This is a genomic window from uncultured Mucilaginibacter sp. (assembly GCF_937859865.1).
Classification (GTDB): domain Bacteria; phylum Bacteroidota; class Bacteroidia; order Sphingobacteriales; family Sphingobacteriaceae; genus Mucilaginibacter_A.
Genome location: NZ_CALMAT010000174.1, coordinates 1 through 16729 on the forward strand (window position 1 = coordinate 1; position 16729 = coordinate 16729).

Consider the following 16729-nt stretch of genomic DNA (forward strand, 5'->3'; position numbering starts at 1 on the left):
GGCCACCGATCATAATGATATATTTTTCATTAGGATAATTACCCGTGTATATATTGAGGTTGTTTAAACTTATTTAGGGTTTAAAAAGGAGGTTCCCAGAAAGAATTAGAGTTTTGTGGTGCTAAATCATAAAACAGGAACAATCTCAGGGAACCGTGGATAAAGATACGATAGAGAAATTAATTGTGCCCTATTTAAGCAAGGGAAAACGGGGTTTTAGGTCTAAAGTGCCTATATTTCAAGTAGTAAAGGCCATATTTTACAGGTTAAAAACGGGCTGCCAGTGGCGTGAACTTCCCTTAAAGCACTTTATAAACGATGTTTCGGTAAGCTGGCAAAACGTTTATTATTATTTTAACAAATGGTGCAGGGACGGTTCATGGCGGGCAGTATGGATAGGCCTTTTACGTTCCTACCGAAATTATTTAGACCTTTCGTCGGTTCAATTGGACGGCAGCCATACGCCTGCAAAGCGTGGCGGACAAGCGGTAGGTTATCAAGGCAGGAAGGCCTCAAAGACGAGCAATGCCTTGTTTCTGGCAGACAACACCGGGCAAATGCTTGCCTTGTCGGAACCACAGCAGGGCCAGCACCATGACCTGCATGAAATAAAGAAGCTCTTTACAGAACTTTGTGGGGTATTAAAAGAAGCGGCAATAGACAGCAGGGGCATCTTTTTGAACGCCGATAGCGGTTTTGACAGTAAAGAACTCAGGGCTGTCTGTGCAAAAGAAGAAATTCAGGCCAACATCAAATCTAACCCGCGCAACAACAATAAAGAAAATGGCCTGGATGAGCAGTATTTTGATGAAGAATTATATAAAAAAAGGACGGTAATAGAACAGGCCAATGCCTGGATGGACAGTTACAAAGCTTTGTTTATTCGTTATGAAACCCTAGCCAGGAACTGGATGGCAATGCACTGGATGGCATTTTCTGTCTTCTTCCTCAATAGAATTAACAAAAAATCAAAAGTTTAAACAACCTCATAAATAATATTTCTAAATAATTAATATTGTTAATATATTTACTGCTCAAAAATAAATATCGGGACAATATGGGCAATATAAAGTTAAAGAAAAGGCTTAAAATGCTTCGCCATAACAATGGCTGGAGCTAGGAACAAGTCTCGGCCGCCCTCGACATTTCGATACCGGCCTACTCCAAAATAGAAACAGGGGTTACCGATATTAACCTTTCCCGGTTAGAGCAGATCGCCGGGCTTTACAACCTGAACGTCGTGCAGTTACTGGCCGAAGAAGGCCCGCAAGACTTCAAGGAGGTTGGACAAACTCAAAAACCAGCTTCACCAGCGGGACGAAGAGATTATCAGGTTACAGCGCGAACTGATCCGCTTTTATCAGTTAGAGAAGGAACTATAGCCAAAGGTGCCTTACAATAAAGACATTATCCGGTTGTGTGGAAGGGTAAAAACCTTTAATTCAACATAACCCTAATTATTAGGCAAGAAAAGAGTAAGTTATTAATCTGAAATATTTTTCCAGCTTATTACGTGGTAGTTAGTCCTTTTTTCATTTTCATCACCACCATAAATTAGGGTTTTAATTACCTCCGCGGGAGCTGTAATTTCTTCAAAACGGTCCATTTCTTTAAACAGACCTTCACTAATGGTTTGGGTGGCCTTCACTTCAAAAACGGCAAAGCCCTGGTTTTTTTTCATGAGCAGGTCAACTTCGTGGCCATTGCTATCCTGCCAGAAATAATAATCCTGATGAAGATATAGGTGGTGGTTTTTTTTCTGGTATTCTGCCAGGACCATGTTTTCAAATACATGGCCTTTCAGCCTGTTTTCTACCAGGTCATCAACCGTCCTTATCCCTAACAAATAGGTAAGCAGGCCGGTATCATAGAAATAAAGTTTGGGACTTTTAACCAGACGCTTGTTAAAATTCTGGTGATAAGGCTGTAAAAGAAAAATGATATAACTGCTTTCCAATATGGAAAGCCAGGATTTTGCAGTATTGTGCGTAATATCACATTTATTAGCCAGGGAACTAAAATTAACCAATTGCCCTGCCCTGCCAGCACACAGACTTAAAAAAGTGCGGAACAACTTGATGTCCCGGATATTCAGTAATTCTGTTACGTCTTTTTCCAGATAGGTTTGTACATAGTTTGCATAAAATATGGCCGGGTCTATATCCCTGTCAAAAATGGCAGGATAAAAGCCTTTGATACCAGCCCCAGCATAGGAGTTTTCCAGTAAGCCATTTGCTTTTAGTTCCGTAAAATCAAAAGGAAGCAGCTTAAACAGGGCAACCCTGCCAGCCAGGGTTTGGGTAATACTGTTTAACAAGTGAAAGTTTTGAGAACCCGATAGGATAAATTGCCCCATCTGCCCGGATTCGTCTACCCTGCTTTGAATATAAGAGAACAATGCAGGCACGCGCTGTACTTCATCAAAAATAACTTTCCCGTCATACTGGTTTAGAAACCCGACCGGATCTTCCAGGGCAAAAGCGCGGGTGTTTGGGTTTTCTAAAGAAACATAACGGTAATCGCTAAACAGCTCTTTTAACAATGTTGTCTTACCGGATTGTCTGGGGCCAGTAATGGCCAAAACAGGAAATTTTGATTGCTGCGCTTGAATAATTGGTGCAATCTGCCTGTTTATAAAGGTGTTCATTTACTAAAAAGTGTAAGCAAATTTAATTAAATTCTCAATATACATAACCTGTACTCTCAAAATACATAGTTTATGTTTACAAAATACATAGAAACTATTTATAATTTACATAAAATGTAAAAATAAAAGACATAAAAACCAGGATTCAATAAGCCAAAAAGCGTGATTAACCAGCTCTAAAAAGAGCGTTTTTCATATATACAGCTATACGTATAGCTGTATACAGACATATGTATCGTCCTGAAATTAGTTGACAGTTGAGTGGGGTTAATACTAAATAAGGTTGACAGGTTCAGCTTAGTACTAAAATAGGTTGTCAGGCCTTATTTTGATAGACAATATTAACAAAACGTTTTTTATTTTTCTGCTTGCTTAGCCCTTTCTTTCCAGTAGTTTTTCCATTTTTTAGGGATTATACCCTAGCAATAATGAGCAGCTTCTGGAGTCATCATGTTAATACTAAGGTGTGGTCTTCTATTGTTATAAGCATCAATAATAGCTGGTATCCCGGAAGCTGTTTCCCATTTGGTATCAGGTGTTTTTCTATAAAGCCATTCCATTTTTAAGATGCCGTTTACCCTTTCAGCTATCGCATTTTCTAAGGGATCTCCATTTTCTGTCATGCTAATACTAATTCTGAAAGTATTGAGCTTGGAAACCTATTTCTCACAGCAGTACTGGATACACCTCTGTCTGATTGATGGATTAACTCAATGCGTTCTTTAGGTAACTGCGTAATAGCCATTGATAGTGCGCTTACCGCCCCTTCTGCTTCGAGCTTTGGTGAAATATTCCAGCCGATTATTTTTCGGGAGTAAGCATCAGTGATCAAAGACAGGTACAAATACCCTTAACTGGTTTCAACATAGGTGATATCGCTAACCCAAAGCTGATGAGGGTGAACTGGAACAAGATCACGGATCAGGTTGGGATACTTATGGAACCTATGCCTGGAATCTGTTGTTTTTTTCTTAGCCCGGTAGCGCCGGACCAGTAAACGATTGTCGCGTAGCAGATCAAAAAAAGCATCCCTACCAACTAGTAGTTGTTCATTTTTCGCTGCATTACTGATCACGTCCAGCAATTTACGGCCACCAATACCTGGCATAGATTTACGCTCTTTTTGTACCATTTCTAACAGAAGATGGGCTTGTGCGTGGCATTTATACTCGTAGCTCTGAGATTTATAATAAGCTTGCCTGCTGTGGCCAAACAACCCGCAAAGCTGGGCCATTGCCAGCTCTGGGAAATGGTTTTTCATTTCTTTGACTGTTTGGCCCCAAAATTTTTTCTGATAGAGATTTTAAGCTCTCGCCCGGTAATATCAATCATTTTACTTAGGGCAAGGTTCTCCAGCTTTTTGTTCTCCAGAGCTTCTTCCAAGAGTTTGATCCGAAGTTGCATAGCTTCAGGTGTTATAAAAGCAAATAGCAACGGTTTGATATACTTCCCTCCCACTTTTTACAAATATCTGTTCTAAGCAATTAAACGCACTAAAATTCCAAGATCTTCGAGAAAATAGTTTGATAATTGTACCTTCGGGAGTACAAAGCCTGATACCAAAGTATTGGGCTTTGTTATTTCATCTCTATGTTTTACACTTACATTTTACAATTTGAAAATAGCGGCCGTTATTACATTGGCCATACTTCAAACTTGGAAGTTCTTTAAACTTTTTTTCCGGCCGATGCTTCTTTTACCCTATAAAAATTGGCTTTTACCAGACTAACCAAATCAAAACATATTGCCACCAATTTTTATAGGGTAAAAGAAGCATTGGCATTTTTCCTTGTATAAATTTAAACAGCTTTTGAAACAGAAATGTGTTTGTTTTAAGCCAGGCTTGTCGTGGAATGTTTTATCCTGTTCCTACCGTTTTTAACTTGGAATTAAAACCAGCTCATGGTGAAAGCTTAAATTTTTATCGGAATAAAAAATAATCTTATTATATTTCTTACTTTGACCTCCTGTTAATTCAGTGCTGATTAATTGTTAAGGAATTAATATGGAGCCGAAACTTGTACTTTATCCAGCATTTAATTTTGTTTTTGATAAATACAAAAAGCGTATTTGCGCTGATGTGCCTGCTATTGCCGAATCCGGGCTTACCGCAGAAAAAACTACTTTAAGCAACAACAGCTTAAAAAACTACTGGGTTTCATCCGTCTTCAGCACAAAACCCTGCCGCAAATACTTGCCGTCAATACAAGTTGACCGGTTCAAATTATGTTTTGCACGATGACAAAGCAGTAAATTTTGATGAAGGCTGCAGCGGCAAACCCAATTACCCAAACTAAACATTAAAAAAATATGCCTATGGTAAAAAAAACAGAAGCTTAAAAAAGGGTCAGGCAATGCCAGCACATTTAACCCAAAAACCGGATTTGCCAAAAGCAGGAACGGCAACCAATTCATCCCCAACAGGGAAAAACCAACCAATGTACTTAAACAATATTTAAATATATGATAAAACTTTTACAGCCTTTTTGCCAGAAGCAACGTGCCATTGGCAAATACCGGATGCTTATTTTATTACTGCTTATAGGCATAAACACGGCCGAAGCAAAATTAAAAACCGACCAAATTTTAAACACACGCATTACGCTAAAGCTTAAAAATGCAATGGGTTATTCGATAGCCCATAATAGCATTTTGATTGGTAAAAAACAGCTTTCCGAAGACGCGGCGCAGCAACAGGACCATACGGTGAGAGGGCAGGTAACCGACAGCAAAGGCGCACCGCTAACAGGGGTAAGCGTACTGATAAAAAGCACAAAAATTGGCGCAACCACCAATGAAAACGGGATGTACAGCCTCATTTTGCCTAATGGAAACGCAACTTTGGTATTCACTTACATCGGTTTTGTTACCCGGGAAGTAGCGGTGAACAACCAAGCGGTCATCAATATAAAGATGGCAGAATCATCCAACGCGCTCAACGAAGTGGTGGTAACTGCATTAGGCATCAACCGGCAAAAGCGTTCTATCGGTTATGCCGTAACAGAACTGAAAGGCGAAGAATTTACACAGGCGCGCGAAAACAACGTAGCCAACGCACTAAGCGGTAAAGTTGCCGGTGTAAATGCTATCGGTACATCAACCGGACCTGGCGGTTCCAGCCGTGTGGTTATTCGTGGCAATGGTTCGTTGACCGGCGAAAACCAGCCTTTGTATGTAGTCAACGGGATGCCGATTGACAACTCTACACCCGGAGGCCCGCCTACCATCAATGGCATTACCAACAACGTTGACCGGGGAGACGGCATCAGCGGCATTAACCCGGACGATATTGAAACGATGACGGTACTGAAAGGCGGCACGGCAGCAGCGCTGTACGGATCGAGGGCTGCAAATGGCGTTATCTTAATTACCACCAAAAAAGGCAGGGCGCAAAAAGGGGTCGGTATCGAATACAATTCAACAGCAACCGTAGAAAATATTGCCGTTTTTCCAAATTATCAATACCAATACGGCCAAGGAGACAACGGGATTATGCCAACAAACCTAAGCTCGGCACAAACAACCGGAAGGCGTTCGTGGGGTGCAAAAATCAATGGTTCAACTGATTATGTTGCTGCCGATGGTTTGAGACATCCTTATACCGTCCAAAAAGACAACTTGAAAAATTTTTATCAAACCGGCTCCACCTTTACCAATACCCTGGCTTTTACCGGTGGGTCTGATGCGCTGACTTACCGTTTTTCTGCTTCTGATTTAAACAGTAAAGGCATATTGCCCGGCACAACTTACGACCGTAAAACAGGCAACCTGGCCTTGAACGGAAAATTAGGCAGTAAAATAAGCATTGAGGCTTTGGCACAATACAACCTGGAAACCGCCCACAACCGCACTGGTGCCGGAGATGCCTTGGGCAACCCAAACTGGTTGCCTTACATGATTGCCAATACGGCCGATGTGCGGTGGCTGAAACCAGGTTACGATGTCAATGGCAATGAAATTGTTTGGAACGATGCATCAGTTGCATCAAACGGTTATTTCGTCATCAACAAATACAAAGAAGACGATACCAAAAACAGGTTTATCGGCCAGGGAACTGTTGCTTATGAGCCGGTAAAAGACTTGGTGTTTAAAGGTACCATCAGCAGGGATTTTTATAATTACAATTACGCCAACATATTGCCAACTGGTACTTTGTATGTTCCAAACGGATCATACACTGCTATAAAATCTGATGTTTCAGAAACAAACAGTTTGGCTACAGTTACTTATAAAACAAAGGTGGTTAGTAATTTTAATGTATCTGTTTTGGGAGGTGTAAACAGCCGCAGTTTTATCAACGAACAATTAAATTTGAACGGCTCTACTTTTACCATTCCCTATTTTTACAGCTACACAAATCTGGCTACGGCATCTACAGTGCCTTATAATGCACATTTAAAAACCAATTCAATTTTTGGCTCGGTAGATTTTGATTACAAAAGCTTGTTCTTTTTAACCGTTACCGGGCGTAAAGATTGGTTCTCAACTTTAAGCCCGGCACACAACAGTATTTTTTATCCAAGTGTGGGCGGAAGTTTTATTTTATCTGATGCGGTAAAATTGCCTGCTGTTTTTAACCTGGTAAAATTGCGGGCAGATTATGCACAAGTTGGCGGTTCTACCCCGGATCCATATGTTGTCAATTTAACTTATAGCAACGTGCCGAGTTCTGGCCCTACCTTGCAAAATGTTACCAGCGGCCAAATCACCAATACAAATTTGCGGCCTTTAACTTCTACCACAAAAGAAGGCGGTATTGAATTGCAAATGCTTAAAAACCGTTTAAGCTTTGATGTAACCTATTACGACCGTAAAACCACAAACGACATTGTAAATTCTACCATATCCTCCACTTCCGGTTATAACAGTGTTGTTTTAAATGTGGGTGAAGTTGACAACAAAGGAATAGAGTTGTTAATTAACGGTACGCCAATAAAAAGCAACAATTTTAGCTGGAATGCCAGTTATAATTTCTCTTACAATAAAAACCGTGTCTTAAAATTAACGGATAACATTAACTCTATGCAATTGGCCAACACCGTGAATAGCTGGGCTTACATCAATAACATTGTGGGTTATGCAGCAGACCAAATTGTTGGAACGCGCATACAAAAAGACGCAGGCGGAAATGTGGTTTTTAATAAAACTACAGGCTTGCCGGTTGCAACAGGTTTACAAGTGTTAGGAAATGGTGTTGCGCCATATACCATGGGTTTTACCAATAATTTCAGGTACAAACGCTTTACATTAAGCGTATTGCTGGATGGAAAATTTGGCAATAAAGTATTTTCTTTAATGGAAGTTTATGCAACCCGTTTAGGTTTGCTAAAAACAACTTTGCCCGGCCGCGATGGTGGTTTGCTTTTAAACGGAGTAGACCAAACTGGTGCAGCATACAGCAGAACGGTCCCGGTTACGGGTTTGAGAAATTATTATGACAATTATAAATCGTATTCAGAGTTGTTTTTGCACGATGGAAGCTTTGTGAAATTAAGGCAACTGATTTTTGCTTACAATATTCCGGTAGCTAATTTAAAGATGGTTAAACTCCAATCGGCAAGCATCTCCCTTGTTGCCCGAAACCTGGCCATACTTTATAAAAAGACAGACAATTTTGATCCGGAATCAAGTTTTACAAACAGTAATATCCAAGGCATTGAATCTATCGGTTTGCCGCACACCCGGTCTTTTGGTTTAAACCTTTCTGTTAAATTTTAATGAAAAAACTAATGAAGAACCCCATAAAAAATTATCTGCTAAAAACAGCATTGCTGTTGGCCGCAGTGTTTATACAAGCTTGTACCAAAAACTTTGTAGAACTAAACACCAACCCCGATGCTGTTTCTACCAGCACGCCGCAGTTTATTTTCACCAAAGCGCAGTACGATGGCACCGCAAATATGCTAAACCTGTTGCTGGGCACCATGCAATATACAACCAGTTATAATGATGTTGCCGGTTTCGGTTCAAAATATATTCAAAGCCAAAGCAATTCATCATCAGCAACTTTCAGCAGTGCTTATCCAAACGAGATCAACGAAATTGGAGAAGTTATTAAAGGCGTAACCGGCGATCCGTCAAAAGTAAATATGCTCGCCCAGGCCAGGATATGGCGCGTTTACTGTTTTAGCAGGTTGACCGATCTTTACGGTGATATTCCTTATTCCCAGGCGGGGCAAGGTTATAACAGCGCAAATTATACGCCTGCTTATGATCCCCAAAAAGATATTTATGCCAATATGTTGGCTGAACTTGATGCTGCCGCTACCAGTATGGACCCTACCAAAACCGCTACTTTTGGTTCTTCGGATCTAATTTATGGCGGCAATACTGCCCAGTGGAAAAAGTTTGCTTATTCTTTAATGCTTCGTTTAAGCATGCGGATGACTAAGGTTGACCCTGCTTCGGCACAAACCTGGGTTACCAAAGCTATCGCCGGCGGTGTGATTACTGCGGATGCCGACATTGCAAAAGTTGCTTACGTAGGTTCTGGCCAGGACATCAACAAAAACCCTTTGGCCTTAACCCTGCTTAATACTGATTACATCAAAGCCAACGGAAGCAGCAATACCGAAGGCGGCAAGTACCAGGATGTGTTTATTAATTATTTAAAGGCAAATAAAGACCCGCGCCTGCCGGTTATTTCGGTGGTTTATACTACCGGGACTGCAGATACAACTTCGGCCAATCAAAAAGGTATGCCGGCAACACTCAGTGCAAAACCTGCCGATTTTGTAACTTATTCTGAGCCACGCCAAAATACAGTACTTCTTTTATCTGCCCCAAGATTGGTTTTTACGGCAGCCGAATCTTATTTTCTCTTATCAGAAGCTGCTTTGCGCGGCTGGTATTCCGGTGCAACGGCCAGTTTCTTATATCAAAACGGGATCAGTTCGGCGATGCGGCAATGGGCGGTAATTGCAGGGGCGCCCGGAACGATCACCACCAACCAGATCAACACTTACATCAGCTATCATCAACTTAATACTTCCGGAACTTTTGCCCAGCAAATGCAGCAGATTTACACCGAATTTTGGGTAAGTTTATTTCCGGATGCGCAGGAAGTTTTTGCAAGTTACCGTCGTACAGGTTATCCGGCCTTAACGCCAAACAACTACGCCGGCAATGCTACCGGTGGTTTAATTTTCAGGCGGATGCTATACCCGGTTTCGGAACAAAACTTAAATGCCGCGGCTTACAAGGCTGCCATAGCACGCCAGGGCGCAGATGATTTTTTGACCAGGGTTTGGTGGGATAAACCGTAACGCTGTTTAAACCATGTTTCGGTTGGTTTAATTTTGACGTTTTACCTTTTTAAAGCAGTAGAAGCGTATAAATAATAAAGCCCGGCACTCAATTCTTGAGTGCCAGGCTTTAACAATAATTACGTTGCTGATTTTTATGCCCCTAAAATGCTTTTTGCAATTTGAGTGTACTTTTCATCAGCTTGCTTGGCCTCATCCAAACATGCCTGCATTGCCTGCTGTGCCTGGGCAAGGCCGACTGCAGCAGCATAGCTTGCCTGCGTGCCAAACGCTGCTATCCAGTAGTGCAATGACATTTGGCCGCTGGCGATGATGCCCAAATCACGGGTATTATCATCCGCTGCCTGCTGCCTAATTTTTTTGCTTACCTGATAATGGGCTTTCAATATTTCGTTGTCCTGGTCTGCATTGCCGCCTGCTTCCTCAAGGCCCTGGTCTATGCGTTGGGCCCAAACTTTTGACTGTTCGTTGCCTTGCTGAAGTGCGTTTTTTAGCTCCTCGTTTTTTACATCGTTTTGTATCTCGCTTGTGGCTTCTTCCGCTACTTTACTGCCTGCTTTCATTGCCGCAAAACCTTGTTTGATCAGCTCTTTCAAATTCTGCTTTTCCATGTTCAAATTTTTTTGATGTCTTAATTTGGTTTGTTGTTAATACTTTGTTTGGTATAAACTGTAAATATTCAACATCCTACTTTTAGTTAAGTTTTATATCTTATGAATTAAAAATGTCCATTTTAGGGCTTGTTTAAATTGTTATCGCAAAAACCAATAATGCTTCTTTTATGCCTATAAATTCTGTCTTCAATGGAAAAAATACAATTAGGCCAATGATTTTTATATGGTAAAAGAAGCATAAAAAATAGCTGAGCAAATTTTAAACAAGCCCTAAATTAAGCAGTCAAACTTGCTGAAGTTTCAATCGGTTTTTAAAAAGAGGTTGGAAACCTGTAACTTCGGAAGTGTTATAAAGATTTGAAAAATACAACAAGGGCTGCCCAAAAAAGAGCAGCCTTTTTCATTAACGGTTATCAACCTCAACCCAAACCATGTTTAGTAAAAAAATCCTGTCTGCATTTTTAGCGTTACTGTTTGTTGCCACAGCCAATGCACAATTGTATAAAAACGCAAATGCACCGGTGCCAAAAAGGGTTGCAGATTTGCTGAAAAGGATGACCCTTGAAGAAAAAGTAGGCCAGATGACGATGTCTTCCTTAGCAGAATCTGTAAACAGCCCTATTGCTTACGGCGTTTTAGAAAGCCCTTTTGTAAGTGTTAAAGAAGTGGCCAAACAAGCCATCAACGCAAAAAAATATGCCCGTGAAAAAACCAGGTTAGGCATTCCGCCAATCCAAATCGGCGAATGTTTGCACGGCCAATTAGCCGCCGGGGCAACAGTATTTCCGCAATCCATTGCCCAAGGCAGTACCTGGAACCCGGTTCTAATTGAACAAATGGGATCGGTTATTGCCTACGAAGCAACTTCTTCCGGCGTTGACCAGGCCTTGTCCCCATTGTTTGATTTAATACGAGACGCACGTTATGGCCGCGTGGAAGAATGTTTTGCCGAAGACCCCTACCTCGTTGGCCAAATGGGCTTGGCTTTTGTAAGAGGGATGCAAGGCAATCCTGCACAAAGCCGCACTGGTATCGCCGCTGGTAAAGTGATGTGTACCGCTAAACATTTTGCCGCTTACAGCAAACCTTTGGCCGGCATCAACCTGGCCCCTGCCGAAATTGGCGAAAGAGAGCTGCGTTCGATGTTTTTGGCGCCGTTTAAAGAAGCCGTTCAAAAGGCAAATATTTACGCTGTCATGCCTTCTTATAATGAAATTGACGGGATTCCCGCCCACGGAAACCAATTTTTGCTCAACCAGGTATTGCGAAAAGAATGGGGTTTTAAAGGCTACGTTTTTTCTGATTACGGCGGCTTGAGCCAATTGTACAATTTTCATAAAGTGGCAAAAACGGCAACTGATGCTGCTTTTATCGGCATAAATTCGGGTGTTGATTTGGAAGCATCACGCCCGGATGTGTACGCGCATTTGATTGAACTGGTAAAGTCCGGCAAAGTAAAAGAAGCGCAAATAGACAGTTCGGTAGCCCGGATTTTGACTGCTAAATTTAAAGCAGGTTTGTTTGAGAAGCCTCTTCCGGATACCACCCAGCTTCAAAAGCGCTTGCACACACCCGAACATGTTAAACTTTCGCAACAAATAGCAGAAGAGTCAATCATTTTATTAAAGAACGATAAAAACCTGTTGCCTTTAAATATCAATCAAGTTAAATCTTTAGCGGTGATTGGCCCGAACGCAGATCAGGTGCAATACGGCGATTACAGCTTTACGCGCGACAACCGTTCTGGTGTTACTGTTTTGGATGGCATCAGGCAGTTTGCGGGCAACCACATCAAAATCAATTATGCAAAAGGATGTGAACTGACCGGTTTAAACAAAAGCGGGTTTGAACAGGCCGTAAAAACTGCACAAGGCAGCGATGCGGTTGTGGTGGTGCTTGGAACCAGCAGCGTGGTATTTTCGGGCGTAGGTTGGAATGGCCATGCACCGGAAAACGAACCTAAAGACCCTTTTACCTGCGGCGAGGGCTATGATGTTACCGATATTAGCCCGCAAGGTGTGCAGCGGGAATTGTTGCAAGCCATTTATAAAACCGGAAAACCTGTAATTTTAGTCTTGGTACATGGCCGTCCCTGGAGCATCAATTGGGAAAAAGAAAATATCCCTGCTATTTTGGAAGCCTGGTATCCCGGAGAAAAAGGCGGAACGGCAATCGCCAATATTTTATTCGGAAAGGTAAACCCATCCGGCCGGTTAAACATGTCGGTTCCGCAATCTACCGGCCATATCCCGGTTTTTTATAATTATGTAAATTCGGCAAAAGGCATCAACCGCCATCACGGAACGGTTGAAAAACCAGGTTTAGACTATGTTTTTTCATCTACCGATCCGTTATTTTCTTTTGGTTATGGCTTGAGTTATACAACTTTTGAATATGACGGACTGCAAGTTTCCAGAACTGAATTTGGAAAAAACGATCAAGTCAACATATCTGTCAACGTAAGAAATACCGGACTTGTTGAAGGCAAAGAAGTGGTTCAACTATATTTGGGAAACAAAGTAAATTCGGTAAGCACGCCGGTGATGGCTTTAAAAGGGTTTAGCAAAATCACCTTAAAGCCCGGCGAAGTAAAAACCGTCAGTTTCAGCATCAATTCGGCTGATATTGCCATTTGGAATGCCAGTATGAAACTAGTAACCGAACCTGGGACATTTGACGTGATGATTGCCCGTGATGCCGATCATATCTTGTTGAAAAAGCACTTGGAATACAAGGATTAGTTGGTGCAATTGCGAGATTAGGGTTTATTCCGCAAGAAACACTTATAGGTCTGTTAACGCTTGTTTAGCTTTTGTTCCAGTTGTTTTACATGCTTCTTTTACCACTAAAAAACAGTGGGCGGCAAACACAAATTTTTTAGTGGTAAAAGAAGCATGACGTTTTTTTTGGAGCTTATTAATTGTAATTTGCAAACGGGCCCTCGCCCACAATCAATTTCATTTCATGAAAAAACTATTTTTACTCCTGCTTATGTCCCAACAGATTTTTGCCCAGATACCGAAACGGGTTGACGGCGCAACCAAACATGAATACGTCATCAACAATTTTAAAACCGAAAGCGGAGTTACCTTACCCCAAGCGCATATCATTTATGGTACTTACGGACATTTAAATGCCGCTCATGATAACGTGGTTCTGCTCCCTTCGCATTATATGGCTAATTACCACGGCTACGAATGGCTGATCGGGCCGGGAAAAGCTTTAGACACTACCAAACTTTTTCTGGTTGCGACAGAATTATTTGGCAACGGCCGCTCCTCCTCGCCCAGCAATACGCCCGAACCTTTTCACGGCCCGCGTTTCCCCATCATGACGATACGTGATAATGTAGCCGCTGTTCATCAGCTTTTAACGCATGAATTAAAGATCACCCACCTGCGTGCCTTGATCGGTTTTTCGATGGGCGCACAACAAGCTTTTCAATGGGCGGTAAGTTATCCCACTTTTGCCGACCGTATTGTGGCTACTTCAGGAACAGCAAAAACTTATCCGCATGGCGTGGTGAGGCTGGAAGGACAAATTGCTGCTTTAACTGCGGATGACGCCTTTCAAAACGGTGATTATAAAACACCGCCAAAAAGGGGATTTGAAGCATTTGCTGTGGTTTGGGCCGGATGGCTGTATTCGCAGGAATGGTGGCGAAAAGAATTATGGCGGGCTAATGCACCTGCCGGAACTACTTTTGAGCAGGTTTTAGATAATTACCGCACCCATTTTATTCCCGGTGCCGATGCCAACGATTTGATTTTACAAATGCGGACTTGGGAACACCACGATGTAGGCGCAACACCCGGATTTGGCGGCGATGTAGAAAAGGCACTCCGCTCTATTAAAGTCCCTTTTTTATATATGCCTTCCGAAACTGATCTTTATTTCCCGCTTGGCGATGCCCGTTATGAAGCTGCTTTTATGCCCAATGTTTTGTTCAAACCTATTCCTTCGCTTTGGGGCCATACGGCAGGTGCCGCTAGTAACCCTGCCGATGCAAAGTTTTTGAACGAGAATATTGAGGAGTTTTTAGGGCTAAATCCTTCCAATAAATAGATTAGGTAATGAATTAGAATTACTTCAAAAATACTACGGTATACATTAAAACACAAAAAACGGAGCAAGCAACCTCACTCCGTTTTTCAAAATCATTTATTAAAAACCTCTTTTGCTATAAAAGGAGTTGTAAATATCTTATGGTTGCCCTTTTCCGCCACCGGCACCATAAATGTTACCTGTGGTAAAGCTTGCACCACTATCAGCCAATTGAACATAGATAGAAGCTAATTCTGCCGGTTGGCCTGGCCTTCCCAAAGCCGCATCGCTACCAAACTTTTTCAGTTTTTCCTGGGTTGCGCCTCCACTTACTTGCAAAGGTGTCCAGATTGGTCCTGGCGCTACACCGCATACGCGGATACCTTTTGGCCCCAATTGTTTGGCCAGTGATTTTACATAATTCATCGTTGCGGCTTTGGTTTGTGCATAATCATATAAGTCTGGCGATGGATCATAAGCCTGTTCAGAAGTTGTTCCGATAATAACCGATCCGGGCTGTAAATGCGGCAAAGCGGCTTTGATAATCCAAAATGGCGCGTAAATATTGGTTTTCATTGTCCAGTCAAACTGCTCGGTAGAAATATCCAGGATAGATTCGTGTGCTTGCTGGCGGCCTGCATTGCTCACCACAATATCCAACCCGCCCAACCCGCGTACAGCTTCATCTACCAAACGCTTGCAAAATGTCTCATCGCGCAAATCGCCGGGAATGGCAACGGCTTTGCGGCCTGCCGCCTTGATCAAAGCAACCACTTCGCGGGCATCCGGCTCTTCGGTAGGAAAGTAATTAATGGCCACATCGGCACCTTCGCGGGCATACGCAATGGCTGCTGCACGCCCCATTCCCGAATCGCCGCCGGTAATCAAAGCTTTGCGGCCTGCCAAACGGCCAGAACCTTTATAACTGGTTTCGCCATGGTCTGGTTTCGGATCCATTTGCGAGGCCAAACCCGGCCAAGGCTGAGACTGGCTTTTAAAAGGCGGTTTTGGATATTTGGAAGTTGGGTCTTGCAGGTTTAACGGTGCGTATGATGCGTTTGCTTGTGGTTCTGTTGCCCCAAAAACCGGCCCAACAGCTACTGCCGCCAAACCCGCGCCCAAGCCGCCGATTACTTTTCTCCGGCTAATCTTATTTTCTTCGTTCATCGTATTTATATTTTACTAATTAATGTTCAAAAGGATAACCTGCTCTGGTGCCTTTAGGTTGTAACTGCTTGTGTAAAAATGTTATAGGCAAACACGATGCCTTTGTTTAGCAATTAAGAAATAGCCGGACACCAAAAAATAGGTGATAAAAGAAGCATTGCCGGTTCTGGAAAACTGCTGAAACAAGCACTTGCAATTAGAGAAAATAAAACTAAGTTTGGAAATTAATATTAGCCAAATAAAAAACGATGAACAATTTTTTCAGAACTATAATTGCAGCCTGGGGCGCCAAAAAACTGGGCGGCGGCTGTTTCTCTACCATTATTATTTTTATTGTGATTTATACTTTGTTGGGGAAATGTAATAACCAGCCGCAAACAGCACATGCAAAAGCATTGCCTGCAAAAGTGCAAATGGCCAGAAAGTTTTAGTTGCGATAATAGCTTTCCGGCTATAAAATCAACTTAAAATTCTGTTTAAACCTCCTTAAAAACTTGCTTAAAATGGAACTTGAAGATAAGTTGCAACGCTTTCTCGATGCCCAAAAAAGGGATTACCAAACGGCTTTGGCCGAAATTAAAAACGGCAGAAAACGCAGCCATTGGATGTGGTATATTTTTCCGCAAGTGCAGGGTTTAGGTTTTAGCGAAACTTCCAAGTTTTATGCCATCCATGATTTAAAAGAAGCCGAAGCGTTTTTAAACCATCCAATTTTAGGTAGCAGGCTGATCCAAATTTGTGAAGCTTTGATAGAACAAAAAAGCAATAACGCCAACCAAATATTTGGCAGCCCGGACGATGTAAAGTTAAAATCATCCATGACTTTATTTGCCGCCGTGCCCAATGCAAATCCGGTATTTCAAGCTGTATTAGAAAAGTTTTTTGGCGGGACAAAAGACACGCAGACTTTGCGCATTATCCAAAAATAAGGCGGTAAAAGAAGTATTGCGTTTTGGTTTTGATTTCGATTTAAAGTAGTTTAACTATTGCAA

At 42.0% G+C, this 16729-nt stretch carries 14 protein-coding genes; 8 read left to right on the plus strand and 6 right to left on the minus strand.

The window, feature by feature from the left end; genetic code table 11:
* The first annotated feature begins 155 nt into the window (after window positions 1-155).
* A complete protein-coding gene (locus Q0192_RS18155; RefSeq protein WP_299291822.1) occupies window positions 156-980 on the plus strand; it encodes an IS5 family transposase in 825 nt (274 codons plus the stop codon).
* Between the two features lie 503 nt (window positions 981-1483).
* Here Q0192_RS18155 and Q0192_RS18160 read toward each other — a convergent pair.
* From Q0192_RS18160 to Q0192_RS18175, 4 genes are all read right to left on the minus strand, one after another.
* Window positions 1484-2647 carry an ATP-binding protein gene (locus Q0192_RS18160; RefSeq protein WP_299291824.1) on the minus strand — a complete coding sequence of 388 codons (1164 nt, stop codon included), beginning with the start codon at window positions 2645-2647 and terminating at the stop codon, window positions 1484-1486.
* 419 nt (window positions 2648-3066) lie between these two features.
* On the minus strand, window positions 3067-3282 hold the full coding sequence (locus Q0192_RS18165; protein WP_366518214.1) for an integrase core domain-containing protein: 216 nt from the start codon (window positions 3280-3282) through the stop codon (window positions 3067-3069).
* 215 nt (window positions 3283-3497) lie between these two features.
* A complete protein-coding gene (locus tag Q0192_RS18170) occupies window positions 3498-3908 on the minus strand; it encodes a hypothetical protein (protein WP_299291826.1) in 411 nt (136 codons plus the stop codon).
* On the minus strand, window positions 3905-4105 hold the full coding sequence (locus tag Q0192_RS18175) for a hypothetical protein (protein WP_299291827.1): 201 nt from the start codon (window positions 4103-4105) through the stop codon (window positions 3905-3907). The genes Q0192_RS18170 and Q0192_RS18175 overlap by 4 nt, the downstream gene beginning before the upstream one ends.
* A 132-nt stretch (window positions 4106-4237) precedes the next feature.
* Here Q0192_RS18175 and Q0192_RS18835 point away from each other — a divergent pair, with 132 nt between their 5' ends.
* The 3 genes from Q0192_RS18835 (at window position 4238) to Q0192_RS18185 (ending at window position 9912) form a co-directional block, all read left to right on the plus strand.
* Entirely contained in the window at window positions 4238-4318 is an 81-nt protein-coding gene (locus Q0192_RS18835; RefSeq protein ID WP_366518215.1) for a GIY-YIG nuclease family protein, read from the plus strand.
* A gap of 792 nt (window positions 4319-5110) precedes the next feature.
* A complete protein-coding gene (locus tag Q0192_RS18180) occupies window positions 5111-8365 on the plus strand; it encodes a SusC/RagA family TonB-linked outer membrane protein (RefSeq protein WP_299291829.1) in 3255 nt (1084 codons plus the stop codon).
* 11 nt (window positions 8366-8376) lie between these two features.
* Window positions 8377-9912: a SusD/RagB family nutrient-binding outer membrane lipoprotein gene (locus Q0192_RS18185; protein WP_299291831.1), complete on the plus strand. Its 1536-nt coding sequence runs from the start codon at window positions 8377-8379 to the stop codon at window positions 9910-9912.
* A gap of 134 nt (window positions 9913-10046) precedes the next feature.
* Here Q0192_RS18185 and Q0192_RS18190 read toward each other — a convergent pair whose 3' ends face one another.
* Window positions 10047-10523: a DUF892 family protein gene (locus Q0192_RS18190; protein ID WP_299291833.1), complete on the minus strand. Its 477-nt coding sequence runs from the start codon at window positions 10521-10523 to the stop codon at window positions 10047-10049.
* 434 nt (window positions 10524-10957) lie between these two features.
* Here Q0192_RS18190 and Q0192_RS18195 point away from each other — a divergent pair, with 434 nt between their 5' ends.
* On the plus strand, window positions 10958-13267 hold the full coding sequence (locus Q0192_RS18195) for a glycoside hydrolase family 3 N-terminal domain-containing protein (protein WP_299291835.1): 2310 nt from the start codon (window positions 10958-10960) through the stop codon (window positions 13265-13267).
* A 250-nt stretch (window positions 13268-13517) separates the two neighbouring features.
* Window positions 13518-14591: an alpha/beta fold hydrolase gene (locus Q0192_RS18200; RefSeq protein WP_299291837.1), complete on the plus strand. Its 1074-nt coding sequence runs from the start codon at window positions 13518-13520 to the stop codon at window positions 14589-14591.
* 138 nt (window positions 14592-14729) lie between these two features.
* Here the strand turns inward: Q0192_RS18200 and Q0192_RS18205 are convergent, their stop codons facing one another.
* Window positions 14730-15737: an SDR family oxidoreductase gene (locus Q0192_RS18205; RefSeq protein ID WP_299291839.1), complete on the minus strand. Its 1008-nt coding sequence runs from the start codon at window positions 15735-15737 to the stop codon at window positions 14730-14732.
* A 248-nt stretch (window positions 15738-15985) separates the two neighbouring features.
* On the opposite strand from Q0192_RS18205, the gene Q0192_RS18210 reads away from it, so the two are divergent.
* Both Q0192_RS18210 and Q0192_RS18215 read left to right on the plus strand, forming a co-directional pair.
* A complete protein-coding gene (locus Q0192_RS18210) occupies window positions 15986-16168 on the plus strand; it encodes a hypothetical protein (RefSeq protein WP_299291841.1) in 183 nt (60 codons plus the stop codon).
* 72 nt (window positions 16169-16240) lie between these two features.
* A complete protein-coding gene (locus Q0192_RS18215; protein ID WP_299291843.1) occupies window positions 16241-16666 on the plus strand; it encodes a DUF1810 domain-containing protein in 426 nt (141 codons plus the stop codon).
* The last annotated feature ends 63 nt before the right edge of the window (window positions 16667-16729 follow it).